Origin of the sequence: Lentzea sp. NPDC004782, assembly GCF_040609115.1 — a bacterium.
GTDB lineage: Bacteria > Actinomycetota > Actinomycetes > Mycobacteriales > Pseudonocardiaceae > Lentzea.
In genome coordinates this window covers 1-25,021 of record NZ_JBEXJN010000092.1, presented here as the reverse complement: position 1 = coordinate 25,021, position 25,021 = coordinate 1, and the positions used below count along the sequence as shown (strand labels likewise).

The 25,021-nt window shown below is 70.7% G+C and carries 20 protein-coding genes; 11 read left to right on the top strand and 9 right to left on the bottom strand.

Annotated features, from left to right (window positions below; genetic code table 11):
* Positions 1–177 precede the first annotated feature (177 nt).
* Positions 178–3,291: a BTAD domain-containing putative transcriptional regulator gene (locus ABZV40_RS43255; RefSeq protein ID WP_355455563.1), complete on the bottom strand. Its 3,114-nt coding sequence runs from the start codon at positions 3,289–3,291 to the stop codon at positions 178–180.
* A 193-nt stretch (positions 3,292–3,484) separates the two neighbouring features.
* Between ABZV40_RS43255 and ABZV40_RS43250 the strand changes: the two genes are divergently transcribed.
* The gene (locus ABZV40_RS43250; protein ID WP_355455561.1) at positions 3,485–6,247 is read left to right on the top strand and encodes an AAA family ATPase; all 2,763 of its coding nucleotides are present in this window, start codon (positions 3,485–3,487) and stop codon (positions 6,245–6,247) included.
* Between the two features lie 4 nt (positions 6,248–6,251).
* On the opposite strand, the gene ABZV40_RS43245 is transcribed toward ABZV40_RS43250, so the two are convergent.
* Positions 6,252–6,851 (bottom strand): flavoprotein, encoded by a 600-nt coding sequence (locus ABZV40_RS43245; protein WP_355455559.1) that lies wholly within the window; start codon positions 6,849–6,851, stop codon positions 6,252–6,254.
* Positions 6,852–7,173: 322 nt separating this feature from the next.
* Here ABZV40_RS43245 and ABZV40_RS43240 point away from each other — a divergent pair, with 322 nt between their 5' ends.
* The 3 genes from ABZV40_RS43240 to ABZV40_RS43230 are packed head-to-tail and all read left to right on the top strand — an operon-like array spanning position 7,174 to position 10,861.
* Positions 7,174–8,337: a DUF3267 domain-containing protein gene (locus ABZV40_RS43240; protein WP_355455557.1), complete on the top strand. Its 1,164-nt coding sequence runs from the start codon at positions 7,174–7,176 to the stop codon at positions 8,335–8,337.
* The gene (locus tag ABZV40_RS43235) at positions 8,334–10,379 is read left to right on the top strand and encodes a tetratricopeptide repeat protein (RefSeq protein WP_355455555.1); all 2,046 of its coding nucleotides are present in this window, start codon (positions 8,334–8,336) and stop codon (positions 10,377–10,379) included. The genes ABZV40_RS43240 and ABZV40_RS43235 overlap by 4 nt, the downstream gene beginning before the upstream one ends.
* Entirely contained in the window at positions 10,376–10,861 is a 486-nt protein-coding gene (locus tag ABZV40_RS43230) for a flavin reductase family protein (RefSeq protein ID WP_355455553.1), read from the top strand. Before ABZV40_RS43235 ends, ABZV40_RS43230 begins: the two co-directional genes overlap by 4 nt.
* Here ABZV40_RS43230 and ABZV40_RS43225 read toward each other — a convergent pair.
* The 3 genes from ABZV40_RS43225 to ABZV40_RS43215 are packed head-to-tail and all read right to left on the bottom strand — an operon-like array spanning position 10,849 to position 13,014.
* Positions 10,849–12,027, bottom strand: coding sequence for an MAB_1171c family putative transporter (locus ABZV40_RS43225; RefSeq protein WP_355455551.1), 1,179 nt, complete (start codon positions 12,025–12,027; stop codon positions 10,849–10,851). The two genes, ABZV40_RS43230 and ABZV40_RS43225, sit on opposite strands and share 13 nt — an antisense overlap.
* Complete coding sequence (locus ABZV40_RS43220) at positions 12,027–12,587, bottom strand: hypothetical protein (protein WP_355455549.1); 561 nt, start codon at positions 12,585–12,587, stop codon at positions 12,027–12,029. Before ABZV40_RS43220 ends, ABZV40_RS43225 begins: the two co-directional genes overlap by 1 nt.
* Positions 12,523–13,014 carry a helix-turn-helix transcriptional regulator gene (locus tag ABZV40_RS43215; RefSeq protein ID WP_355455547.1) on the bottom strand — a complete coding sequence of 164 codons (492 nt, stop codon included), beginning with the start codon at positions 13,012–13,014 and terminating at the stop codon, positions 12,523–12,525. Before ABZV40_RS43215 ends, ABZV40_RS43220 begins: the two co-directional genes overlap by 65 nt.
* A gap of 239 nt (positions 13,015–13,253) precedes the next feature.
* Between ABZV40_RS43215 and ABZV40_RS43210 the strand changes: the two genes are divergently transcribed.
* The 3 genes from ABZV40_RS43210 to ABZV40_RS43200 are packed head-to-tail and all read left to right on the top strand — an operon-like array spanning position 13,254 to position 17,553.
* Entirely contained in the window at positions 13,254–16,082 is a 2,829-nt protein-coding gene (locus ABZV40_RS43210; protein ID WP_355455546.1) for a trehalase family glycosidase, read from the top strand.
* A 39-nt stretch (positions 16,083–16,121) separates the two neighbouring features.
* Positions 16,122–16,541, top strand: a complete 420-nt coding sequence (locus ABZV40_RS43205) for a hypothetical protein (protein ID WP_355455544.1) — start codon at positions 16,122–16,124, stop codon at positions 16,539–16,541.
* Between the two features lie 52 nt (positions 16,542–16,593).
* On the top strand, positions 16,594–17,553 hold the full coding sequence (locus ABZV40_RS43200; RefSeq protein ID WP_355455543.1) for a chitinase: 960 nt from the start codon (positions 16,594–16,596) through the stop codon (positions 17,551–17,553).
* A 94-nt stretch (positions 17,554–17,647) separates the two neighbouring features.
* On the opposite strand, the gene ABZV40_RS43195 is transcribed toward ABZV40_RS43200, so the two are convergent.
* The gene (locus ABZV40_RS43195; RefSeq protein ID WP_355455541.1) at positions 17,648–18,298 is read right to left on the bottom strand and encodes a sugar-binding domain-containing protein; all 651 of its coding nucleotides are present in this window, start codon (positions 18,296–18,298) and stop codon (positions 17,648–17,650) included.
* A gap of 10 nt (positions 18,299–18,308) precedes the next feature.
* Positions 18,309–19,778: an IucA/IucC family C-terminal-domain containing protein gene (locus ABZV40_RS43190; RefSeq protein WP_355455539.1), complete on the bottom strand. Its 1,470-nt coding sequence runs from the start codon at positions 19,776–19,778 to the stop codon at positions 18,309–18,311.
* 23 nt (positions 19,779–19,801) lie between these two features.
* On the opposite strand from ABZV40_RS43190, the gene ABZV40_RS43185 reads away from it, so the two are divergent.
* A complete protein-coding gene (locus ABZV40_RS43185; RefSeq protein ID WP_355455537.1) occupies positions 19,802–21,265 on the top strand; it encodes an IucA/IucC family protein in 1,464 nt (487 codons plus the stop codon).
* On the opposite strand, the gene ABZV40_RS43180 is transcribed toward ABZV40_RS43185, so the two are convergent.
* Positions 21,162–22,169 (bottom strand): hypothetical protein, encoded by a 1,008-nt coding sequence (locus ABZV40_RS43180; protein WP_355455535.1) that lies wholly within the window; start codon positions 22,167–22,169, stop codon positions 21,162–21,164. The two genes, ABZV40_RS43185 and ABZV40_RS43180, sit on opposite strands and share 104 nt — an antisense overlap.
* A 71-nt stretch (positions 22,170–22,240) precedes the next feature.
* The gene (locus ABZV40_RS43175) at positions 22,241–22,588 is read right to left on the bottom strand and encodes a hypothetical protein (protein ID WP_355455533.1); all 348 of its coding nucleotides are present in this window, start codon (positions 22,586–22,588) and stop codon (positions 22,241–22,243) included.
* A gap of 178 nt (positions 22,589–22,766) precedes the next feature.
* On the opposite strand from ABZV40_RS43175, the gene ABZV40_RS43170 reads away from it, so the two are divergent.
* The 3 genes from ABZV40_RS43170 to ABZV40_RS43160 are packed head-to-tail and all read left to right on the top strand — an operon-like array spanning position 22,767 to position 24,947.
* On the top strand, positions 22,767–23,297 hold the full coding sequence (locus tag ABZV40_RS43170; RefSeq protein WP_355455531.1) for an NUDIX hydrolase: 531 nt from the start codon (positions 22,767–22,769) through the stop codon (positions 23,295–23,297).
* A gap of 17 nt (positions 23,298–23,314) precedes the next feature.
* Complete coding sequence (locus ABZV40_RS43165; RefSeq protein WP_355455529.1) at positions 23,315–24,286, top strand: D-cysteine desulfhydrase family protein; 972 nt, start codon at positions 23,315–23,317, stop codon at positions 24,284–24,286.
* A gap of 28 nt (positions 24,287–24,314) precedes the next feature.
* Positions 24,315–24,947, top strand: a complete 633-nt coding sequence (locus ABZV40_RS43160) for a GTP pyrophosphokinase family protein (protein ID WP_355455527.1) — start codon at positions 24,315–24,317, stop codon at positions 24,945–24,947.
* Positions 24,948–25,021: the final 74 nt, after the last annotated feature.

Genomic DNA, 25,021 nt, shown 5'->3' with positions numbered 1-25,021 from the left:
GCGACGACCCGTTGTCACTCCACCGCGGACGGCAGCTCGATCACCTGCCCGCCGGAGCCCTTGCGTCGTCGATGAAGGGCGCCTTCATCGACCTCAGGTGGATGAAGGCGCCCTTCATCCACGTCAAAGGTCGTGCTTGTCCAACGCGTCGGCCAATCAGGGCCGGGACACCACCGGTCATTCCACTGTGGACGGAAGGCGGGCCGGCACGGTGATCGCCTGCAACCGCGCCTTGAGCTGTTCGGCCTCAGGCACCCCGATCTCGGCGTAGATGGCAGCCGCCTCGCCCCACAGGGCAGCCGCCGCCCCCGCCTCCCCCGCCCCGCACCGCAGGTGCCCGATGCCGTCGAGCGCACGGGCCCGTTCGTACCGGTCACCGATCGCGGTGGCCAGCGCGAGCGCCGCGTCGTGGTGCAGTTCGGCCTGGTCGAAGCGGCGCATGGCCGTTGCGGCGGCGGCGATGCCGTTGAGGGCCTGGGCTTCCTGGAAACGTTCGCCGAGGCGCCGGTCGAGGGCCAGGGCCTGGCGGAACGAGTGCAGGGCCTGGGCGGGCAGGCCCATGCGCAGCAGCAGGTCGCCCTGGTAGCCGAGCACCGCGGCCTCGCTCGCGAGGTCACCGGACGCGCTGTGCACGGCGAGGGCGCGTTCCGCGTGGCGGCGGGCGACCCAGTGGTTGCCGAGCCGGGTGTGCAGGACGGTCAGGTTGCCGGAGACGAAGGCCTCGCCCTGGTGGTCGCCGAGCTCACGGCACAGGCGGGCGGCGTGGCGCAGCGAGTGTGCCGACTCGTGGTAGCGGCCGAGGAGGGCGTACGCGAGGCCCAGGTTGCTGTGCTCGATGCTTTCCAGCATCCGGTCGCCCAGCAGTTCGGCCAGTTCGAGTGCGCGCTCGTGGCAGTCGACGGCTTCCCGGTAGTGGCCGAGTCGCAGGTGCACGAACGCGAGGTTGGCGAGCACCATGGCCTCGCTCGCCAGGTCGCCGGTCTCGCGCGCGATGTGCAGGGACAGCCGGTAGGCCTCGCCCGCTTCGGCGTGCCGGCCGAGTCGGCCGTACACGCCTGCCAGGTTGTTGATGGTTCTCGCCTCGCCGGTGCGGTCGCCGGTCTGCCTGCGCAACGCCAGCGCCCCTTCCAGGTGCTCGATCGCCTCGGCGTAGCGGCCCAGGTGGTGGTAGACGCAGCCGAGGTTGTTCAGCGCGGCGCCGATGCGGCCGGAGTCGTCGAGGCAGCGGGCCGCGTGCAGGGCGTGGCGGTGGGCGGTGTGGGCTTCGGCGAGATGGCGTCCCTGGTCCAGGTAGGGGCGCAACGCCTGGGAAAGCTCGCAAGCCTGGACGTGCCAACCGTGCGTTGCGCAGTGTGCGATGACCGCGATCAGGTTTGCCCGTTCGGCGTTGAGCCAGTGCGCGGCGAGCACCGGGTCGTGCAGCGGTGGGGTCTGGAACGCGGCCGGGTGAGGTGGACGGCCGCGGCCCAACGGCAGCATTGTCTCGGCAACGGTTGCGGCGTGGACGTAGTAGTCGAAGAGCCGGGTCAGCGCGGCTTCCACGGCGTCGGTGGCCGGTTGGCGCCTGCCGTAGGCGCGGAGCAGGTCGTGGATGCGGTAGCGGCCCGCGCCGGCGCGTTGCACCAGGTGGGCGCGGCACAGCACGCCGACCAGCCGGCCTGCCTCGGCGGGCGTGGTGTCCAGCAGGGCGGCGGCCGCGTACTCGTCGAAGACGGCGCCCGGATGCCAGGTGAGAAGACCGAAGGCCCTTGCCGCCGGCGGAGGCAGCACGCGGTAGGACCAGTCGAAGACCGCCACGACGGCGGTGCTCGGGTCGCCGCCCGCGTCCAGCTCGTCCAGGTCGTGCTGCCGGTCGGCGAGCTCGGCGAGTGAGGTGCCGGGCTGGGCGGCGAGCTCGGCGACGATGCGCAGGGCCAACGGCAGTCCGGCACACCGTTCCACGATCGCGTCGGCGCCCTCCTGGTCGGCGACGAGCCTGCCGAGCAGGACCCGTGCCTGATCCGGTGGCATCGGGTCCAGCCGCACGCGGTGCGCGCCGTCCCGGGCGACCAGGCCGGCCAGGTCGTCGCGGCTGGTCACCACGACCAGGCAGCCCGCGGTGCCCGGCAGCAGCGGCCGCACCTGGTCGGACGCGCGCGCGTTGTCCAGCACCACCAGCATCCGCCGGTCCGCGAGCAACGTCCGGTACCGGCCGGACAGCTCCGCGGTCTCGTGCCCGATGTGGGTGGCGCGTTCGCCGAGGACCCGCAGGAACCCGGCCAGCACCTGCTCCGGCGGCACCGGCGGTTCCGGGCCGTAGCCGCGCAGGTCGACGTACAGGCAGCCGTCGGGGAACCGGCTGCGCACGCCGTGCGCCCAGTGCACCGCCAGCGCGGTCTTGCCCACGCCTGCCGTTCCGACGACGGCGGCGACCGCGCCCGTGAAGTGGTCCAGCCGGCGCAGCTCGTCCTGCCTGCCGACGAACGGGTCCGCGTCCGGTGGCAGCTGCCACGGCACGGGCGTGGCGCGCGGCAGCACGGCGGCGATCCGCGCGGGACCGGCCAACCGGGGGTCGTCGCGCAGAATCCGTTGGTACAGCTGCTTGATCTCTCGGCTCGGGTCGGCACCCAGCTCCGCGTCGAGCACGCGCCGCAACCGGTCGTACGCGCGCATCGCCTCCCCCGGACGGCCGCTGCGGTACAACGCGAGCATCAGCTGGCCCCACAACCGTTCCCGCAGCTCGTACCGCCCGGTGAGCTCGCGCAGCTCGGCGGCGAGCCCGGCGTGCCTGCCGAGCTCGAGACGTGCCTGCACGCAGTCCTCGATGGCGTCGACCCGGCGGTCCTCCAGCATCCGGACCGTGGGCTGCACCGCCTCCGGCACCGGTACGCCGTCGAGCACCGGGCCACGCCACAGCTCGCCCGCACAGGTCAGCCGCTCGACGGCCTGTTCGTAGTCACCGCGGCTGAGACAGTCGCGGCCCGCCTCCGCGAGGGCGGTGAACGCGAGCACGTCGAGGTCGTCCGGCTCGGCGGCGAGGAGGTAGCCGCCGTTCGCCGTCTCGATTCGCGTGCTGTCCCTGCCACCGGACCGCAGCAACCGGCGCAGATCGCTGACGTACGAACGCAGGTTGATCCGTGCGGAGCGCGGCGGGCATCCGCCCCACAGGGCGTCGACGATCCGGTCGGCCGGTACGAAGGTGTTGGCGTGCAAAGCGAGCGTGCCGAGCAGCACCCTGGCCATCCGGCGCGCCGGCAACGCGGGACCGCGGCCGGTGGCGATCTCGACCGGTCCGAGAATGCGAAGCCTCACCCACGCTCTCCACCGTCGCCGGGGACTGTCGACGGTTCGAGCCTACGGTCGGGAACGCGACTCGTACGCACCCAATCGGAGTGAAGCGTCCGTCCGTACATGAGGCCGTATACGCCGTTGTGTACGCGAACAGCCGATCGTGCCGATGTCCGTGCCAGGAAAGGCGGAAAGGCGGCCGATGGGAGTCTTCACAGTGCCTTCGACCCGGATGATCGGGCGCGACGAGGAGTTGCGGGTGCTCACGACCGTGGTGGAGAACGGCGGCACCGCGCTCGTGCTCGGCGAACCGGGCATCGGGAAGTCCCGGCTCACCGCCGCGGCCGCGGACCACGCCGTCTCACTGGGGATGCGGGTGTTGCGCGGCCGGGCCGACGCGGCCACACCACTGCGGTCGGTGTCCGAAGCGCTGCTCTCGCTCACCAGGGACAGCGGGGTGCCGCCCGACCCGGAGCTGCTGCCCTACCGCCCCGCGCTCGCCCGGTTCGCCCCGGAATGGCGCGACAACACGGCTTTCGACCACGGCGAGGCACTTCCCGTGGTGGCGGAAGGACTCCTGCGACTGCTGGGCGCGATCGGCCGTGACACCGGATGTGTGCTGGTCCTGGAAGACCTGCACGACGCCGACGCGGACACCGCGGCGATCCTCGACTACCTCGCCGACAACCTGACCGGACGGGTGGCCGTGCTCGCGACCGCCAGGAAGGAGCGGAGTCCGGTGCTGGAGCTGGTGCGGGGCGGCAGGCGCGGCGGCATCACCGTCGTCGAACCGGCCCGGCTGGACCGGTCCCAGGTGCGCGATCTGGTCGTCTCCTGTCTCGGTGATGCACCGAGTGCGGTCGTGGACCTGGTGTTCCGGGACAGCGAGGGCGTGCCGTTCATCGCGGAGGAGCTGCTCGGCCACCTGATCACCGGCCATGAGCAGGACACCGCGGTGCCGGAGGCGGTCGTGCACAGCGTCGCGGGACGGGTGCGCCGGCTCGGCTGCGAGCTCACCGAGCTGCTCACCGTCGCGGCGGTGTTCGGACGCCGGTTTCCGTTGCCGGTGCTGCGGATCGCGTGCGGCCTGAGCCGGCAGGACCTGGTGCGGAGGCTGCGTCCCGCCGTCGCGAACCAGCTCGTCACGCCGGACAACCTCGCGGCCGACCGGTACTCGTTCCGGCAGGCGCTGACCCCGCACGCGTTGCTGCAGCTGGCGGGCGCCGGTGAACGGGCGGAGCTCGCCCGGCGCGCGGCCGAGGCGCTGGAGACCTGCTGGCCGGGCCTGCCCGGCGAGTGGTGCGCGGTGGCCGCGGACCTGTGGCTCGCGGCCGGTGAGGCCGACGCCGCCCGGCGGTTGTTCGTCGACGCGGGACGGCGGGCACTCGTCGACGGCGACGCGGCCACGGCCGTGCGGCTGCTGCGCCGGGCACAGGAGCTGGCCACGGACTGCTGCGAGCCGATCGCGGTACTGGCACCACTGCTCACCGCACTCGCCGAGGCGGGCGAGGTCGAGCAGGCTCTCGCCCTGGCCGCGAGCATCGACGACCTCGGCCTCGACGACCCGGGACGGGCCGTGCTGCACACGACGCTGGCGCTGGTGGCGGTGCGGGCGCGCCTGTGGTCCCGGGGCAACGACGAGGTGGAGACCGCACGCGCGCTGCTGCGTCCTGATGCCGCGCCGGAGCTCACCGCGCGAATCGACCTGATCACCGCGAATCTGACGGGCGCGGGAGAACCGGCGCTGCGCGCACTTTCCGAGGCCGCGCGGTCGACGTTGCCGTTGGTCGCCTGCGAGGCGTTGGAGCTGCTCGGAGTCCTTGCCCGGCAACGGGACCTGGCCGAGTCGGACGCGCACTTCCGCCGGATGGCCGAGCTGGCGCACCAGCACCGGCTGCCGGCGATGCGGTTGCGGTCGCGCGCCCGGTCCGGTTTCAACGACACCCTGCGCTCCGGTGACGACACCCGGCTGCGCCAGGCGTGCGGACGGGCGTTCGAGGCGGGCGCGGTGCTGGAAGGGCACCTGTTGCAGGCGGATCTGGTCCTGACGACGGTGCTGCGCGGCGAGTTCGTGTTCGCCGCCGAGCTCGCCGACCGCTGTCTTCCCGTGATGACCCGGCTGGGCCTGCGGGACGCGGCCAACGAGGTGATCATCGCCAAGGCGGTGATGTTCGCGCACCGCGGGCAACGGCCGGCGATGGAACGCGCGGTGCGGTCACTGGACGGCAGCGCATCCCCTGGCGTGCAAGCGATCTGCGAGACATTCTGCGCCCTCGCCGAGGAGAACCGGCGACGAGCGGTGGACGCGCTCGATCTCGCCGTGCGGGCCGGCAGCGGGAACCCGGCGCATCACCTCGTGACCTGGCCGCACGGGCTGAGAACCCTGATGGGAGCGCTCGACGGTGAGATCGACCGCGTGGACCGACCGGAAGCGGCCGCAGGCTGGGCGTGGCACCGCCAGTTCCTCCTGCTGGCCGAGGCCGTGCTGGCGGGACGGCACGGGCGCCACGCGGAAGCGGTCGAGGCCGTGGCGGAGCACAGCAGGGTCGCCGAACCGTTCGCCCTGGCCCGCCGGCTCGGTCTGCGGCTGGTCGCGGAGGCCGCGCTGACCGACGGGTGGGGTGACCCGGCGAGCTGGTTGCGCGAGGCCGAGGAGTACTTCCACATCGGCCAGATGAGCGCGGTCACGAACGCCTGCCGCACGTTGCTGCGGCGCGCCGGGTGGACCGCGTCGCAACGCCGTCACGGCACCAGCGACGTGCCCGCGCGGTTGCGGGTGCTCGGCATCACGGCGCGGGAGAACGAGGTGCTGCGGCTGCTGGCCGAACGGCTCGGCAACACCGAGATCGCCCGGCGGCTCTACATCTCGCCGCGCACGGCCGAGAAGCACGTCGCGAGCCTGCTCGCCAAGACCGGTGAGCACGACCGCAGGTCGCTGCACCGGTTCGCCATCGACCACGTGAGCGATCTCGCCGGGTGACCGGTCATCCGGTGAGCGGCACGGCTTCCGTCGCGCTGTCCTCCTCCTCGACGACGCTGTCGAGGAGGACCTCCAGCCAGGCGACGATCAGCTCGGTCGCCTCCTCCGGCTCGGGCATGCCGATACCCAGCACGTTCTCCTTCTGCCACAGCTCGAACACCGGGCGCCGCTGCGGTTCGACCACGGTGTGGCCGTCCGCGCGCAGCGTCTCGACGTGCCGGCGGGTCACCGGTTTGTCCCACATGACCTCGTTCATGGCGGGGAAGAACAACGCGGGCCGGGTGGCGGCCAGCAGCGCGGTCTGGGCCGGGGACGAACCGAGGCCGAGAGCGCAGGCCGCCAGCGTGTTCGCGGTGGCCGGCAGCACGACGATCCCCAGCGACCGCCGGGCGAACTCGACGGGGTTGAGGTCCGGGTCGTCGCTCACGCACACCTCGTCCGCGTACCAGCCCGCGACCTCGCGCCGCAGGAACCGTTCGGCGTTGTGCGTCAGCAGGACCCGCAGGCTCAGGTCGACCTCCTGCCGCAACCACGTCAGATATCCCGGCATCCCCAGTGCGGCGCTGGATCCGGTCACGATGATCGAAAGCGCGTCGTCTCGCATGCCCACACCGTGCAACGCCCGGCCCGGCGGCGGCCATGGGGGCGTGCCCCCATTCCACGTCCGGCGGCCCGCCCGGATTCCGGGGCCGGATCCCCACTGCCGTACGGCGCCCGCCGCTGACACGGTGAGTTCAGCCGACGCCTCGGCGGGACGGAGGTGATTCGAATGAAGAAGATCGCGATCCGGAAGAACGGTTCCATCAAGCTCACGACTTCCGCACCCGGCTACTGCACTCCTTGTTGCTGATGAACCGGGCGGATGGCCGCTCGCGCGCCGCGTCGCCCGTGAGCGGCCATCCACCACAGACCTCTCGGAGTCGTCGATGTCCGTGCACCGCCTTGAGTTCCACCCGCTGACGTTCGTCGAGGAGCACGACGGGATCACCGTCGGCAGGCCCGACGCCGAGTCCTACGCGACGCTCCCGGAGGACGGGGCCGCGCTCCTGCGCCGGTTGTCCGAGGGCATGCCGGTGCCGGAAGCCGCCGACTGGTACCGGACCGAGTTCGGCGAGGCCATCGACATGGAGGACTTCGTCGCGGCGTTGCACGAGCTCCGGTTCATCCGCGAGGACGGCGAAAGCCCGGTGCGGCAAGAGGAAGTCCGCTTCCAACGGCTCGGCCGCGCGGTGTTCTCACCGGTCGCCTGGGCAGCCTACGCCGCGCTGATCGCGGCTGCGCTGGCCGTGCTGGCCTTCAGGCCCGCGCTGCGCCCGCACGCGGACCACGTCTTCTTCACCTCGTCGCTCGTCGCGGTGCAGGTGGTGCTGACGCTGTCGCAGGTTCCCGCGATCCTGCTGCACGAGAGCTTCCACGTGCTCGCCGGGCGCAGGCTCGGCCTGCCGTCCAAGCTCAGCATCGGCAGGCGGCTGTACTTCCTGGTCGTGCAGACCGCGCTCGACGGTCTGCTCAGCGTGCCGCGCCGCAAGCGGTACCTGCCGTTCCTCGCGGGCATGCTCGCCGACGTGCTGCTGTTCAGTCTGCTGACGGTCGTCGCCGCGCTGGCCGGGCCGAACCTGGTGGGGCGCTTGGGTCTCGCCGTCGCGTACATGATCGTGTTACGGCTCGCCTGGCAGTTCTACGTGTTCCTGCGCACCGATCTCTACTTCGTCTTCACCACGATGCTGGGCTGCACGAACCTGCACGAGGCCACCACCGCCCACCTGCGCGGGAAGTTCGCCTGGCTGCCCGGCGTGCGGAAGTCCACATCGGACGATCAGGACTGGTCTCCGCGCGATCGGCGGGTGGCGCCGTGGTTCGCGCTGGTCACCGTCGCCGGCGTCGTGTTCCTGCTGGTGACGCTCGTCGCCGCGATCGTGCCGGTGGTCGTGGGGTTCGTGGTCCGGACGTGGACCGCGCTGGCACAGGGCACCTCGGGCGGCGCGGGTTTCTGGGACTCGGCCGTGTCCGTGCTGTTGATCGTGATCCAGGTCGTCCTGCTGGTCGTGGTCTCCCTCCGCGACCGCGAATCGGGGAAGGAAGCAGCATGAGCGAGCACCTGTGGCGGATCGGTCCGCGGGCCGAGGCCTTCGGTGACGCCGAGGTCGACTGCCATCGGAGACTGCGCGGCCCCTACACCGGCGTCGGCACGCTGCTGCGCACGCTGGTGCCGGACGCGCACACCAGGTGGCCCGACCTCGTCGAGCGGCATGCGCTGGAGATCCTGTCCGCCGCGCCCGAGCTGTCCGGCCTGATCGGCGCCGGGCCGCAGACCCTCACGTCGCTCGCGATTCCCAGTGAGCGCACGAGGATCTACCCGGCGAACCGCACGCGCCGCCTCGCCCACGGCATCTTCGAGTTCCTGCGCTCGTACGCCGATCTGGCGGGCCACGACCCGTTGACGCTGGCGTTCACGAACCTCGACCAGGCCGACCACACCGACCAGGAGTTCGCCGCCATCGCGGTGCGGCGCGCCGGCTCCGGCCCGCTCCGGTTCGTGATCACCACCCGCACCGAGGACGTCGTCGACGAGCTGAAGGCCTCGCTGCACCGGTACGCGCGGCAGACCACCGCGCCGCAGCGTCCCGAGTTCACCGGCACCGAAGAGGAAGCGCTGCTGGCGTTCCTCGACTCCGACTGCACCTCCGACGACCCCCGGCTGCTCGCCGCGTACGCCACCGCCGACCCCGCCGTCGTCGCGCGGCTGCACGACGAACGGGCCGCCGAGCTCGCCGGAGGCGACAGCAGCCTCGGGCTGGGTGCGTTGCTGTACCACCTCGAACACGGCAGCGACCCGGCCCAGGCGGGCAGCACCGCGATGCTCGACGCCGCGAACCACTGCTTCGACATGGGCTTCTACCACATGCTGCTGGACATCGTGCCGCGCGGCAGGGCCATCACCGACCCGTTCGCGGAGCAGGAACGCCACTGGCTGCTCACCACGAAGATGACCACCGCGCTCGCCTCGCTCGACCGCAGTCTGGAAAGCCTGCCGTACTACGACGAACTCCGTGAGCGGTACACGATTCCGATGGTGCACCTGTTCTGCTCCTACGCGATGGCGATGCTCTACACACGTCACCACCCGCCGGAGCACAAGGACCACCACCAGGCCAAGGTGTTGCTCAACAACGCCGTCGCCATCGCGTCGCTGCTGCCGGACATCGAGCAGCGGACGTTCCAGACGGTGTTCCAGAACAACGGCAAGGCCCTGGTCGAGATGCACCTCGGCAACCTCCCGGGCTCGCTCGACCTGGTCAACGAGGGCGTGCGGCGGCTCGACGCGGAACTGGACCCCGCCAAGCACCAGCTGCACCGCTCGGTGCTGCTGAACAACAGGGCCAAGGTGCTGGTCGCGCTGGGCCGCGTCGAGGAGGCGCTCGCCGACCTCCACGCGGTGATCGAGGTCGACCCCAACTACCCCGACTACTACTTCGACCGCGCTGACGTCTGGCGCAAGCTGGGCGAACCCGAGCGGGCGCTGGCGGACTACGCCAAGGCCACGACGCTGACCGCGCCGTTCCTCGAACTGCACTACAACCGCGCCGACCTGCTGGCCGAGCTCGGCGACCTGGACGGCGCGATCACCGACCTGTCCTATGTGGTCGAACTGGAACCGGACCAGCTGGACGCGCGGATCAACCTGATCAGCCTCCTGATCGACACCGGCGCGCTCGACACCGCCCGCGCCCACGTCGACGAAGGCCTGCGGGTGCACCCGGAAGACGCACGGCTGTTGCACGCGAGCGGCCTGCTCGCGATGGAGACGGACGATCTCGACCTCGCGGCCCAGGAGTTCGATCATGCGCTTCGCGTCGACGCCCACCTCGTGGCCGCACGGGCCAGCCGCGCCGCTCTCGCCCACGTCCTCGGTGACCAGGACGCGGCCGTCGAGGACCTCACCATCGCCATCGAGCTCGACACCGCCAACCCGGACCTTTTGTACAACAGGGGTTTCGTGCACCAGGCAGCCGGCCGGTTCCGCGAGGCCATCGACGACTACTCCCGCGCACTGGTGCTGCCCGGCGCCGACGAGCCGGAACTGCTGCGGCGGCGGAGGATGTGCGAGGCCGAGCTCGTGGACCACCGATGACTGCCCGTGCTGAGCCCGCGCTCACCGGCGCGGACTTCCGGGCGTTCATGCGGACCTGGCCCACCGGCATCGCGGTGGTCACGAGCACGGCGGGCCAGGAACCGGTCGGCTGCACGGTGAACGCGTTCACCTCGATCTCCCTGCGCCCGCCGCTGCTGATGATCTCACTGGCGCAGCGGAGCAGCACCCTCGCGGCGATCAGGCGGCGGGAGTCGTTCGGTGTCAACGTGCTGGGCTTCGCGCACCGCCGTCTCGCCACCCGGTTCGCGACGGGCGGCGACCGGTTCGCGGACGTGCCGTGGGGCACGCAGCTCGGCATCCCGGTGCTGGACGCCGCGACGGCCGCGGCGGTGTGCGACGTGCGCCAGGTCGTCGAGGTCGCCGATCACGTGCTGGTGTTCGGCAGCCCGTGCTGGTGTGCGCAACGCGACGAGGACGATCCCTTGGTGTTCTTCGACAGCACGCACCGTCAGCTCGGCTGAGCCGCGACGAACCGCGAGACCTTCCGCAACCAGGCCACGTTGCGGGCGAGGTCGGCCTCCACCGCGGGCGGCGCGTGGACCGGGCCGGTGGGCTCGACGCGCTCGGTGCGGTCGAGCGCGGCGGTCAGCATCGCCGCCTCCGCGAACGCCTCCCGTTCGTCGCCGGTGAGACCGGCGCGGTCGGCCTCGGCCAGCGCCCGGTCGTACTCGGCCGGGTCGCAGTAGTCGGTCAACGCGCGGCGGGCGTCCCAGATCTGGACGACCCTCAGGTGCAGGCGGAGGTCCATCTCACGCGGGTGCGGCGCCCACTTGTCGTCCCACCGGCGGCCGAGCCTCGTGCCGCCGAGGTCCATCGTCACGTGCGGGAAGCGCCCGGTCAGCGCCGCCCACAGCGAGTGCAGCTGGTGATGTGCCCGGTACCGCTGCACCCACCTGGTCAGCGCGGTGAGCCTCGGTCCCCAACCGGGCACGGTCAGGCCGACGATTCCCAGCGGCACGGCCACGAGGATCACCGGCCCGGTGAGGACCATCTCGCCGACCGCCGGCGTGATACCGAAGCGCGGCAAAAGGGTGTACGTCACCTTGATCGCGCTGTAGACGACACCGGCCGCGCAACCGACGGCACCGACGGCCATGCCGCGCCGGATCCACACGTCGCTCGCCAGCCGGGACCATCGCGCGGACAGCAGCGCGACGGTCAGGACCATCACCCCGAGATAGGCCGCGTAGATCGCGAGGTACACCGACGAGAACGGTGCCTCGGCGTAGTGGGCGACGAATCCGGCGGAGTAGTCGTCGGGGGTGGCCATGGTCGCGAACGCCGTCATGACCCCGATCCCGGCCAGCAGCACCGCGCCGTGCCGCTTGGCGAGCCGGGTGGCCGCCGGCGCCGGGTGCACCGAGAACAGGAAGAACAGCATGATCAGGTAGAGGCTGCTCATGGTGAACGCGTGCTGCACCACGGAGATCGACCACTTGACCGGGCTCATCGGATGGATCAGGTGCGCACCCGAGGTGACCGCGCCCAGCGCGATCGCCACGGCCATGGCGAGCATCGCCCCGCAGGCCGCGCGCAACGCGTGGTTCGCGGGGCTGAGCACCAGCGAGCGCACCATGTACCCCAGCGACAGCACCGTGGTGAGCAGGATCGCGATGATGATCGGCATCAGCGGCTCCTGGCACGGGTGAGCGCGGCACGGAAGCGCTCGTCGGCCTCCGCGATCTCGGGTGTCCGCACGCGGGGCGGGATCATGCTGCGCGCCGCGCCGACCCGCAGCCACATCAACGCCGCCGCGACCTCGGCCTCGGTCTCCTCCAGCTGCGAGTAACCGTGCCTGCGCGCGAACCGCTGGGCGTTCTCGACCACCTCGGGGTCCAGTTCGGACAGATCGTCCGCGCCGCCGAGGTCGTCCAGCGTGGTGCCGCGGTGTCCGAAGAGGACGTGCGCGACCTCGTGCATGATGATGTGCTCCTGCTGCAACATCGGCAGCCGGTCGTCGAACACGATCACCAGGTCGTCCCGCCGTTCGACGACGAGACCGCCGGGGCCGTCGGCGGGCAGCTCCGCGGGGAACAACGTGATGGGCTTGCCGCGCCGGGCCGCGATCTGGTCGAGCAGGACGCCGATGTCGAACGGCACCGGCCACCGCAGCTCGTTCAGCTCACGGTCGATCCGCTTGCGGAGGCTGTGCAGGCTTCGGGGGCTGGAACGGCGTGGTTCGGTCATGCGTGGCGGGTCCCTGTTCTTCGGATTCGCCGAGTTTCTCGATGAGCCTGGCGACGGCCGCGAGGCTGTTCGGGGACAGGCTGCCGAGCCGGGCGTTGACGCCGCGCACCCCGTGCTGCTCGGCGACCTGCTGCAAGCGCCGGGCCGCCTGCAGCGAGTCCAGCTGTTCGTCGGCCGCGGCCGCGCTGTTCTCGTCGAGGAAGTAGCTCACCCGCACGCCGAAGAACCGCGCCAGCGCTTCCAGCGTCTCGATCTTCGGGTTGGTCTCCTGGCCCGTGCGCAGCTTCCACACCGTGGTGCGCGACTTGCCGATGTGCTCGCCGATCACCTGGTCGGCGACGCTGTCCGGACCGTCGCGCTGCGCCTTCTTCTCGATCAGCGTGGACAACGCCCGCGCCAGGCTGCGCCGTTCGCCTGCAGTCGGCACGAATCCCCTCCCCACTGCGACGCCCCGGACCGCGGTGACCGAGACCACTCCGTGTTCATTAAACTTTACTTGACAGCCATGCGTGATGGGCCGCTAGATTGCTCAGCGTACTCATCTGGGGGTTGAGTACAGTCGGTGCGGTCGGCGTTCCTGCCTGGTGAGGCCCAGGAACGCGTCCCACGCAGGGCTACCCACCTCGAGGTGCGGGGTGGGTGCCTGACCAGCCCTGGGGGGAAGACGTGAAGCTTTCGCGTGGACTGGCGATCGGCGTGCTGGCGCTGGCCTCGATCACCGCACCGGACGCCGCGGCATCGCCCGCCGCGTCGGATCCCGCCAACTTCGCACCGGCGTCACGGACGCTGAAGCCCATCTCGGTGCTGAGGACGACCGGCACCGTGACCGCGCCGGGAAACCTCGTCACCGGTGGCCCGGCCCGGCTGTCCGGCCGCAACTCCTCCGTGGTGCTGGACTTCGGCAAGGAGGTCGGCGGGCTGATCTCCCTGGGGTTCGCGGGGGCGAGCGACACCGGCCAGCGGGTCGGCCTCGCGTTCTCCGAGACGGCGCGGTACGCCGGTACCGACAGCGATCTGAGCAACCAGGACTTCACCACCAGTCCGGACGGCGCGATCTACGCCCCCGCCGGCGGTCCGTACACGATGCCCGCGGAGAAGCTGCGCGGCGGATTCCGTTATCTGACCCTGTTTCTCGACGGTGACGGCTGGGTCGACATCGACAACGTGACGTTGCGCTTCACGCCGGACCCCAACCGGGCCGACCCGCGCGACTACCCGAACTACTTCCACTCCGACGACGAGCTGCTCAACAAGCTCTGGTACGCGGGCGCGTACACGGTGCAGACCAACACGATCGCGCCCAGCACCGGGAGGACGAGGAACGCGCCGAAACCCGGCTGGCAGAACTCCGCCGTCGTCAGCGGCGGCACGAGCGTCCTGGTCGACGGGGCGAAGCGCGACCGCACGGTGTGGCCGGGCGATCTCGGCGTCTCGCTGCCGACCGCGTACGCCTCGCTCAACGACACGGAGTCCTCGCGCAACGCCCTCGAAGTGCTCTACGGGATGCAGCGGACGTCCGACGGCATGCTCCCGTACGCGGGGCCGGAGATCGGCGCCAAGGACAGCGCGAGCAACACCTACCTCTCGGACACCTATCACCTGTGGACGTTGGTGGGCACGGCGTTCTACCACCGCTACACCGGTGACACGGCCTGGGTGGGGAACATCTGGCCGAAGTACACCAGGGCGATGGCCTACAGCCTGGGCAAGGTCGACGGCACCGGGCTGCTGAACGTCTCGGACGTGGCCGACTGGGGCCGTCCGGCGGGTCCTGGGCACCGGATCACCGCCAACGCACTGCTGTACGAGGCACTCACCACCGGCGCCACCCTCGCGGACGCGGTGGGCGACACCGCGAACGCGAACGCCTGGCGGCAACGGGCCGGTTCGGTGAAGGCCGCGGTCAACGCCGCGCTGTGGAACCCCGCGACCGGCCTGTACCGCGACACCCCGGAGTCCGAAGTGCACCCGCAGGACGGCAACTCGATGGCCGTCTGGTTCGGGCTCACCGACAGCCCCGCGAAGAACGTCTCCATCGCCAGGACGCTCACCGCGAACTGGACCGACATCGGTGCTGTCACACCGGAGTACTCCGGCCTGATCGGCACGTTCACCGGGTCGATGGAGCTCACCGCGCAGCTCATGGCCGGCAACGACACCGACGCGCTGGCGTTGATGCGCCGCGAGTGGGGTTACATGCTCAACTCCCCGAACGGCACCAACAGCACCTTCTGGGAAAGCTTCTTCTTCGACGGATCTCCGTACTACGACTCGTACATGAGCGCCGCGCACGGCTGGGCGACCGGCCCGACCAGCGCGCTGACGTTCTTCGTGCTGGGGCTGAACCCCGGTGACGCCACGCACTACGACTTCGTGCCGCACCTCGGTGACCTCACCCACGTGGAAGGCAACATCACCACGCCGAAGGGCGCGGTGAAGGGCAGCTGGGACTACGCACCCGGCACGTTCACCTCGACCCTCACCGCGCCGGTCGGCACGACCGGGCGGATCGGCGTTCCCACCTACGGTTCCGCGTCCGTCAAGATCACCGTGAACGGCGCGACGGTGTGGAGCGACGGGAAGTTCCAGCCCGGCGCGGGCCTGTCCGGCGGCTCGGCCGACGGCGGCCACGTCTACCTCACCGGTGCCGCGGGCGGCACCTACGCGATCACCGCGACCGGCGTCACCCGGCCGGAGTCGTTCGACGTCGCCGTGCTGCCCGGCGGGCTGCCACCCGGCTACGTGCTCTGCGCGGCCGAAGGCCAGACCTGCACGCCGAACGGCACCCGGGTGGTCGCGTTCGGCGCGGGCACCCACGAGTACCGGACCATCAGCGGCCCGATCACCTGTGACAACGCCACTTTCGGCAAGGACCCCGTGCCGGACGTGTTCAAGTCCTGCCACCTCGCGCCCGCGGGCGGACCCGCCGGAGCCACCAGGTGCGCCTCCGAAGGCGGCCAGTGCCGAGTCGACGGCAGGCACACCGTCGCCTTCGGTGCCAACGGCGCGTTCCGGTTCATGACCGTCAACGGTACGGCCGACTGCACCACCACCGCGTTCGGTTCCTCTCCCCTACCGGGGGTCGCGAAGTCCTGCTACGTGCTGCCGGACGCACCGGCGGGCGCGTGGGAGAAGTGCGCGGACGAGGGTTCCACGTGCCGGGTCGCGGGCACGCAGGCGTTCGGTGGCAACGGTTCCTACTGGTCCGCGAAGTCGGACGGCACCGCCAAGTGCGGGCTCGGCACGTTCGGCACCGACCCGCTCTACGGGGTCGTGAAGTCCTGCTACACCTGGACGGGCAAGCCCTCCGGCTTCACGAGGGAATGCGCGACCGAGAACGGCACCTGTTCCTTCACCGGCACGCAGACCGTCGCTTTTGGACGCAACGGGTCCTACGCGTACAGGACGTTCGCCGGCCAGGCTCCTTGCACCAACGAGGCGTTCGGCACAGATCCGGTCTTCGGAGTGGTGAAGTCCTGCTACCTGGTCAGCTGACCGCGCTGGCCAACTCGCCGCCCACCCGCGCCCGGTGGCATGCCTCCTCCGCACCTGGCAGGAGCGGAGGCACGAGCACGAGAGCAGTTCAGCGAGTACCGCGACGACTGGTCGATCAGCTGGGTGCGGGAGGACGTGAGCCGCGGCGACAAGGACTACGAGATCGTCGGCATCTCGGAGGCGGAAGCCGTGCACGTCAAGGAAGTGCTCGTCACGCAAGCCGCCGAGGCGCGGGCCGCGGTGGCGTCGCACGTCCACTACGCGATCACCGACGCCGACCACCCGTTGCGCGGCCCGTTGGCGCTCATCCGCACCTGGCCGAACAAGGGCCTGGAGATGGTGGAGGAGTACACCCGCGCCAGCGGTTACGGCGCGTGGGAGCAGCGGAAGGTGCATATCAGGAGCTTTCCGGCTTTTCCACACCGGAAAGCAACTCCGGTCTGGCCATCGTCGAGCTGATGGTCTATACCAATATTGGCCCCGCCTCACCCCTGCCCTGAGGAGGTTCGTCATGCGGAACAAGCTGCTCAAGATCGGCATGGTCGCCGCGATGGTGGCGATGGCGCTGCCGGCCGGCACGAGTCAGGCGGCGACGGCGTCGTCGGTCGCCCCCTACGTCGACATGGGTGCGTGGCCCACGCCCGTGTTGTCCGAGATGGCGAGCAAGGGTGGCGTCAAGAGCTTCACGCTCGGCTTCGTCACCTCGTACGGCTGCAAGGCCAGCTGGTTCGGTGCCTACGACCCCAGGACCGGCTGGCAGAAGGAGGAGATTCAGAAGCTGCGGGCGGCCGGTGGTGACGTGAAGATCTCCTTCGGTGGCGCGTCCGGCATCGAGCTGGCGTACTACTGCACCACGCCGACCACGTTGGCGAACGAGTACGACGCCGTCGTGAAGGCGTACTCCCTGAAGTACGTCGACTTCGACATCGAGGGCGCCGCGGTCGCCGACCCCACGACCGTCCAGCGGCGGTCGCAGGCCCTGAAGATCCTGCAGGACCGCAATCCCGGCCTGAAGATCTCGCTGACGCTGCCGGTGCTGCCGAACGGGCTGACGGCCGACGGCGTGAACGTGGTGCAGTCGGCCAAGAGCGCCGGGGTGAACCTGGACCTGGTCAACATCATGGCGATGGACTACTACCAGGGTGCCGGCGACCAGGGTGCCAAGGCGATCGCGGCGGCGAAGGCCACGCAGGCCCAGGTCAGGTCGGTCTACGGGCTGTCGGACTCGGCCGCGTGGAAGAAGATCGGGGTCACGCCGATGCTGGGCGTGAACGACTCGCAGAACGAGATCTTCTACCAGAAGGACGCGCGGGCGCTGGTGAGCTTCGCGAGCTCGGTGCACCTGGGCATGCTCTCGTTCTGGGAGCAGGGACGGGATGCCAACGCGTGCAACGGTGCGTTGTACCGCTGCACCAACATCTCGCAGCAGCCCTACGAGTTCGCCCGGATCTTCTCCGCTTACAACGGCTGACCCGCCCCGCGCCCGTCGTCGATGAAGGGCTCCTTCATCCACCTGGGGTCGATGAAGGCGCCCTTCATCGACCCCAGCAACTTCCGGCCGGCGGTCAGTTCAGCGTCCAGGTGGCCGTGTCGGACGCGTCGGTCAACGCGCGCTGCCGCAGGTAGACGCCGGGGCCGCCGTAGTCGCCCATGCGCACGCCGAGCGGGTCCAGCCCGATCAGCGACACACCGCGGTAGATGCCGCCGAAGAAGGTGAAGTCGGCGGACAGCGGCGCCACGTCGGCGGCCGCGCTGTTGTCGACCTTCACCGCGATCACGTTGTCCTGGTTCAGCTTCAGCGCCGAGGTCGCGTCGAACCGGAAGGCCGCGAACCCGCCGCGGTGCTGACCCAGCCGGACGCCGTTCACCCACACGTCCGCCACCTGGTTCACGCCGTCGAACTGCAGCCACAGGCGTCGGCCCGCGAGCGCGGCGGACGGCGTGAAGTGCTTGCGGTACCAGCCGATTCCCCGGTAGTAGTTCGAGCCGCCGTCCTGGCCGTCGAAGGCGTTCCACGTGTGCGGAACGCTCACCGCGGTCCAGGACGAGTCGTCGAACGCCGGTGCCTCGGCTCCCGCGGCGTCGGCGCGCAGGAAGCGCCAGTTCGCGTCGAGGCTTGTCGCGGTGCGGACGACAGGGGGCACGTAGGCCGATGCCGCCGGTGCGCCAACGACCATCGCCGAGATCAGCACGAGCAACGCAGGCAGCCGTGTCATGCCCCGCACGCTATTGGCGGTGCGAAAGCGGCGTCAACGAAATGGGCTGGTTCCGGTACAAGGGATTCGGGCAGTCGACGTACCGGCTCGCGGCACCCTCCGCACGCGTCCACCGCAGCAGCAGGTTCGCCTTCGCCGGCACGGACGGGCTCTCCAGCAACGAGTTCAGCAGTGTGAACGATCCGAACGCGCGGAAGACGTCCCGCGCCTCCGCCCACACGTCCAGCTCGGGGTGCCGCGACAGCACCGCGCCGGCGATCTCCATCAGGTGGTTCACGACGAGGCAGTACTGCAGCCGCTCCCAGCCCTTCGCCTCGGAGACACCGCGCGAGCCACCACCACCGTCCACTTCGGACAGCAAAGCCGCGTGCCTCGGCAGCAACCGCATGCCCTCGTGGTCGCGGTAGAACGCCTGCACCGGCATGCCCGACCCGTCCACACCCACCAGCACGTTCTGCAGATGGCACTCCATCACGACACCGTGCGCGAAGAACGCGTGCAGCACCGGCGGAACGACCACCGAGACGTACTGCCGGAACCACCGCAGGGAGTCGGCGGAGCTCAAGCCGTCCAACGGGTTTCCCTCGAAACCCTCGCTGATCCCGGCCGCCAGCAACGGCGTCACGCCGGGCAACGTGTGGCGCCGCACGCCGTCACGCACCACGACCGCGAGGCCCTCGAAGGCCTCCGGCGACGTCCGGTAGCCGCGGTCGATCAGGAACGCCGTGCCGGGGTAGGCCGAGGCGATGTCGTCGAACACCGGTCTCAGCACCCGTGCGAGCGGCGGGATCCAGCGCAGGTCGTGCGCCCACAGCCGGCGGACGTCGTTGGTGATCTGCACGTCGAGGCTGAACTTGTAGAACAGGTCGGCGGCCGGGTCGTACACCGTGCGCACCGAAGAGGTCGGCCACACGGGATGATCAGCGACCTCACCGGAGATGCCCAGCAACGAAAGCTGCCACGGATGCGCCGGCAGCACCCCGGCGGGCAACGGGACGTCACCGTCGTCGACGAACGAACCTTCCAGGTGCGCCAAGGAAAAGCTCGCGTGCACCTCGGGCGCGTACGGCAGCCACTGTTCCGCGGGCAGGCCGCCGCGGCCCTTCGGCGCGGGGTGGTAGCGGTGCCCGGCGACCAGCGCCTGCTCCGAGCGCTGGTAGAGGTCGGCGGGTGGCGCGGGGCGCGCCCCGAGGATCGCCGCGATGGCCGACCGCGAGCCCGCGATCTCGTCGAGGAAACCGACCGGCGGGTCACCGAGCTCCTTGGTGATGAGCACCGCGAGCTCGTGCCACGGCAGGGAGTGCCACGATCCGGTGAAGATCTCGGGATCGGACGGCCACCGGCCCTGCCGCGCGCGCAGCAGGACGCCGGTCCGCGGCAGGCGGATCGTGCCGTCCGGGTTGACCTGACCGACCTCGCGCCGCAGGCAGTTGAGCAGCGCGGTCGTGGTGATGCCGTCGGGATCAGGGGTCGATTCCACCGGTGTCCGCTTCCCTACTGGCGATGTGTCAGGATCAGGTCATTCTGACTCAGACGCCGGTCGAGACCGAATTCGCCGAAGCCCTGGGCGGCGAGCGCGCCGAGCGGTTCCTCGCGGCCCTGCCCGCAGCCCGCGCGGCCGTTCTCGCACGCCTGCGCCGCGCCCTCGCGATCGAGCCGTTGCCGCAGTTCAGCAGCACCGTGGACGCCGAGCACCCCGTCGACCTCCTCACCGCGTCGCGCTGGCCGAACTCGGAGAACCTCACCGCCGAGGTCGCCCACAGCGTGGCCGGGCTGGCGCTGTCCCGCACCACGAGCCCGCTGACCACGCCGTTCCTCGAACGGTCGCTGGAGGAGCACGAGCAGAGCGTGGTCGACGGCCACCCGCTGCACCCGTGCTGCCGCAACCGCACCGGGTTCACGGCGCGAGACCACCTCGCGTACGGACCCGAACACCGGCCTGCGGTCGCCCTGCGCCTGCACCCGGCCGCGGACCACGTGGTGTTCGGCGACTGGCCGGACGAGCTGAGGGACGGCCGGGAGATCCTGCTCCCCGTGCACCCGTGGCAGGCCGACCGCCTGAACGTCCCGAGCGCCGGCACGCTGGACGCCGTCCCGCTGATGGCGCTGCGGACCCTGTCGGCCGGGAGCTGGCACGTCAAGACGACGCTGAGCGCCCAGATCACCTCGGCCGTGCGGGACATCTCCGCCGGCTCGATCGCGACGGCCACGGCCGTCTCCGAGTTCCTCGCCGGCGTCGTCGAGGGCGTCGAACTGCAGCACAACCGCGCTTCGGCCGCGGTGCTCACGAACGGCGAGCCCGACCGGAGGCTCGGCGTGATCCTGCGCGACAAGCCCGCTCCGCGCGAGAACGAGACCCTGCTGCCGCTGGCCGCCCTGACCGCACGCCCGGTCGAGGGCGGTCCTCCCCCGATCCGGCAGCTCGGTGACCCGGTCGAGTGGCTCGCGGAGTTCGCGAACCTCGCTGTGCCGCCGTTGCTGACCCTGCTCGCCCGCGGGGTGGCGTTGGAGGCGCACGAGCAGAACCTGCTGGTGGGCCTGGTGCACGGACGGCCGCGCCGGTTGATCTACCGCGACCTGGCCGACATCCGCGTCAGCCCGCGCCCGGATCTGCCCGAACGCCTGCACGCCGACCGGGAGGCGTTGCGCGCCAAGACGTTCGCCACGTTCTTCGCGACCGCGATGACCGGCCTGGTCGGTGCGCTCGACGCCCCGGCGGACGAGCTGTGGCAGGCGGTGGCGAAGGCGGTCCCGAACACGCCGGACCGGTCCGCGCTGCTGCGGGATCCGTTGCCCGCCAAGCCGTTGACGCTGATGCGGCTCGACCCGCGCACGACCGAGTGGGCGTACCTGCCCAACCCCTTCAGAGCAGCGACTCCCGGTGCTGCCACGCCAGCGACAGCAACGCCGCCCCCGCCGCCTGCGTCGGTTCGCGGTGGACGAAGCGCTCCACGTTCTCGGCGGTGAACGGAAGTCCTTTGAGGACACGACCCTCGTCGTTGTGCGACACCAGGTCGCCGAAGAGCGCGTCGAACCGTTCGGCCTCGATCACCGCCACGGTCAGCATGTCCGTGGCGAACGTCAGCGGGTCGACCCCCATGCCGAGGTACGACACGCGGGCCGCCGCGGTCAGCTCCCGCGCGAACGGCCAGTTCGCGTAGTCGGCGCCGTGGATCTCCGGCACGCCGAGCAGTTCCTCGGCGAACTCGCGGATCATGCTGTGCCACAACGAGAAGTCGCCGTCACCGGCCGACTGGAACACCCCGACCGGCAGCACCTGGTACATGCCGCCCGCGTGTCCGACGCGCTTCGGGTCGCGCCAGTGCAGGAAGAACGTCGCGTCGCCGGTCGCCGAGTCGTGGCGGATGGTCAACGTGCTGACGGCGACGTTGGCCGGGCGGTTCGCCGGGTCGCACGGATCGCCGACCGCGGCACGCAGCGACAGTTCGCCGGTGTGGCCGAGCTCGCGGGCCGCGTACTCGTGCGCGCAGGCCTCGCCCACGTCGATGCCGTCGAAGTACGAGCCGAGGCCGAACGTCAGGTGCCGGTCGGTGAAGCCGAGCAGCCGGTAGGTCTCGCGGTTCTCGAACACCGCCGGCGCGGCGAGCGCGGCCATCGCGGCGGAGTAGCTGCGGAAGCCGTCCGGGAGCAGGCCGGACGGGAAGGCGGGGAACTCGGCGGAGGTCTCCAACGACAACGACAGGTCCGCCAGCGGCACCGGTTCGGCCGGCGTCCAGTGCGGGGCGGTCAGCAACGGCGTGCCCGCGACCTTGGGCACGTCCGGGTACTCCCCCGCGGCCTTGAGCGCGAGCGCGTGGCGGTGTTCGAGCAGGTGAGCGCGCACTTCGAGCCACTGTCGCGACGTCGGCATGGCTCAATTGTCCAGGACAGGACGAGATGACCGGGCCACACCGCCAGGGCCCGGCCTCCGCTGCGCAGCCGTCAGGCCCGCCAGCGCCTGGACGCGTGCACCACGTCGCCGACCGCGCGAGCGAGGCTTCCGTCGGCGTCGACGTGGTGCTCGTACACGGCCGGAAGCGGCTTGGCCACCTCAGGCGGTGCCTCGTACGGGTCGCTGTCGTCCCAACGCAGCCTGCGCGCCGTCTTCACGAACGCGACCGCCGCGGCCAGCAGCACCGCCCCGACCGCGGCCGGCCACCAGACCGATTCCGCGATCGCGATGGCGAACTGGACCTGGGCCACCACGACGAACACGACCGTCAGCCCGACCACCGACCACGGGGCCGATCTACCGTCGCGTCTGCGCTTGGCGGCACCGGTTGCCCCCATTGGCGTCACCTCCACCGATGTTGCCGTGGACATCGGCGATTGATCGCACGGAGTTACAACCCCCAGCGTACTCCCTGGTCGTTTGGTTGCAGTCCGTCATCGTCGGCACGTCGGCCCACCAGGCGCGAATCACCGCACCGCCCGTGCGGGATTCACCCCTTGGTGTGATCATCAACTGGTGTCCGCACTGCACGCGGGAGACCCCGCCTCCTTCGCCGCCGACGTCCTCGACGAGGGCCCGGCCGAGCCCGAGTACGAGCCCGGCATCGCGTCCCGGCGTCCTGCCAAGCCCTCCGCCGGCGGCGCGCTGATCCGTGATTCCACCGGACGTGTGCTCTTCGTGGTGCCTACGTACAAGGCCGTGCTGGACATCCCGGGCGGCATGACGGAGGCCGACGAGTCCCCGAAGGCGGCGACGATCCGCGAGCTCCGCGAGGAGCTCGGCCTCGACGTCGAACTGGGACCGCTGCTCGTCGTGGACTGGACACCCCGCAACGGCGTGTGGCGCGACTGCCACCAGTTCGTGTTCGACGGCGGCGTGATCGACAACGCCACCGCGCACGACGAAGAGCTGGAGGGCGTCGTGTACCTCACGCTCGAAGAGGCCAGGCCCAGGATCTACCCGTCGCTGCACCGGCGGCTCAGCCTGGCGCTCAGCGCGCTTGAGAGCGGTTCCACGCACTACGCCGAGTTCGGACGGGCGATGTAGCCCCTAAGCTCGCCCGCATGGATCTGAGCGCGTTCCCCCGAGTCACCCTGGGCAGCTGGCCGACCCCGCTGGAGGACGCCCCGAGGCTCGCGGCCGCGCTCGGCGGCCCGCCCGTGCTGATCAAGCGCGACGACGTCAACGGCCTCGGCGCGGGCGGCAACAAGCTGCGCAAGCTCGAGTTCCTGCTCGGCCAGGCGCTCGAGCAGGGCGCGGACACGGTCATCACGTTCGGTGCGCTGCAGACCAACCACGGCCGCCAGACCGCGGCCGCGTGCGCCAAGCTCGGCCTGCGGTGCGAGCTGGTCCTCACCGCCAAGGTGCCGATGGCCGGCGAGGCGTACGAGAGGTCCGGCAACGTCGTGCTGGACCACATGTTCGGTGCGAACGTGCACGTCTGCGCGGACGCCGAGGAGACCGTGCAGGTCTACGAGAGCGTCAACCACGAAAGGGCCGTGACGCTGCCCGTCGGCGGCTCGAACGGCCTGGGCACGCTCGGTTACGTCGCGGCCGCGGTCGAGCTGGTCGACCAGCTCCACGAGCGCGGCGTCGACAACGCCACCGTCGTCGTCCCCCAGGGCAGCGGCGCCACGGCGGCGGGCATCGCGCTCGGCACCGAGCTGCTCGGCTGGCCCGGCACCGTCCACGCGGCGAGCGTCTCCCACGCGAAGGAGGACGCGCAGAACGAGTTGCGGCAGCTGGCCGGCGACGCCGCCGAGCTGCTCAAGGCCGAAACCCCGAAGCTCGCCCACGTCACGGTCACCGACGACACGATCGGGCCGGGGTACGGCGTGCCGACCCAGGACATGTGGCACGTCCTGAAGCTCTTCGCGGAGACCGAGGGCGTCATCCTCGACCCGGTCTACACGGGCAAGGCCGCGGTGGCGTTCCGGCGCCTGGCGCCGGCCAGCGAGGTGCCCGTCGTGTTCCTCCACACCGGCGGCCTGCCCGGCTTCTACGGCTACGCCCCGGAGGCGGTCGCGCAGTTCTGACCGGCGGCTGGTCAGTACCCTGGGTGTCGTGACCGACCTGGCCGACGACCTGAGCCTTCTTCGCGACCTCGAACGGCGGTTGCTCGTCTACAAGTTCGCGATCGAGGAGCTCATGACGAAGCTCCGCATCCTCAGCGAGGAGTTCGACTCGGTCCACCGGCACGACCCGATCGAGCACATCACCAACCGCGTCAAGAAGCCCGAGGGCATCCTGGAGAAGCTGCGGCGCAAGGGGTTGCCGCTCGACGTCGACTCGATCGGCGAGGTGCTGGACGACATCGCCGGGGTGCGGGTCATCTGCCCGTTCGTGTCCGACGTGTACCGCGTGTCGGCGATGCTGGCGCGTCAGCACGACGTGGAGATCCTGCGCACCAAGGACTACATCGCGTCGCCGAAGCCCAACGGCTACCGCAGCCTGCACCTCATCGTGCGCATCCCGGTGTTCCTGTCGGACCGGGTCGAGCACGTGAAGGTGGAGGTGCAGCTGCGGACGATCGCCATGGACTTCTGGGCGACGCTGGAGCACAAGCTGTTCTACAAGTACGACGACAGCCCGCCCGCGGACTTCGTGGACGAGCTGATGTCGTCGGCGATGATCGCGGCGCAGCTCGACGAACGGATGGAGTCACTGCACCGCCGCATCCACCAGGACGAGCCCTAGTCGCCTTTGCTCGATGAAGGGCGCCTTCATCCACCTGGAGTGGATGAAGGCGCCCGTCATCGACCTCGGGCGCG

Coding starts and splice junctions, on each gene's coding strand:
- ABZV40_RS43185 (WP_355455537.1), top strand. CDS start 19,802: ATGTGTCAGGATCAGGTCATTCTGACTCAGACGCCGGTCGAGACCGAA.
- ABZV40_RS43195 (WP_355455541.1), bottom strand. CDS start 18,298: ATGACACGGCTGCCTGCGTTGCTCGTGCTGATCTCGGCGATGGTCGTT.
- ABZV40_RS43205 (WP_355455544.1), top strand. CDS start 16,122: ATGCCTCCTCCGCACCTGGCAGGAGCGGAGGCACGAGCACGAGAGCAG.
- ABZV40_RS43230 (WP_355455553.1), top strand. CDS start 10,376: ATGACTGCCCGTGCTGAGCCCGCGCTCACCGGCGCGGACTTCCGGGCG.
- ABZV40_RS43220 (WP_355455549.1), bottom strand. CDS start 12,587: ATGACCGAACCACGCCGTTCCAGCCCCCGAAGCCTGCACAGCCTCCGC.
- ABZV40_RS43175 (WP_355455533.1), bottom strand. CDS start 22,588: ATGGGGGCAACCGGTGCCGCCAAGCGCAGACGCGACGGTAGATCGGCC.
- ABZV40_RS43165 (WP_355455529.1), top strand. CDS start 23,315: ATGGATCTGAGCGCGTTCCCCCGAGTCACCCTGGGCAGCTGGCCGACC.
- ABZV40_RS43180 (WP_355455535.1), bottom strand. CDS start 22,169: ATGCCGACGTCGCGACAGTGGCTCGAAGTGCGCGCTCACCTGCTCGAA.
- ABZV40_RS43245 (WP_355455559.1), bottom strand. CDS start 6,851: ATGCGAGACGACGCGCTTTCGATCATCGTGACCGGATCCAGCGCCGCA.
- ABZV40_RS43225 (WP_355455551.1), bottom strand. CDS start 12,027: ATGCCGATCATCATCGCGATCCTGCTCACCACGGTGCTGTCGCTGGGG.
- ABZV40_RS43235 (WP_355455555.1), top strand. CDS start 8,334: ATGAGCGAGCACCTGTGGCGGATCGGTCCGCGGGCCGAGGCCTTCGGT.
- ABZV40_RS43240 (WP_355455557.1), top strand. CDS start 7,174: ATGTCCGTGCACCGCCTTGAGTTCCACCCGCTGACGTTCGTCGAGGAG.
- ABZV40_RS43200 (WP_355455543.1), top strand. CDS start 16,594: ATGCGGAACAAGCTGCTCAAGATCGGCATGGTCGCCGCGATGGTGGCG.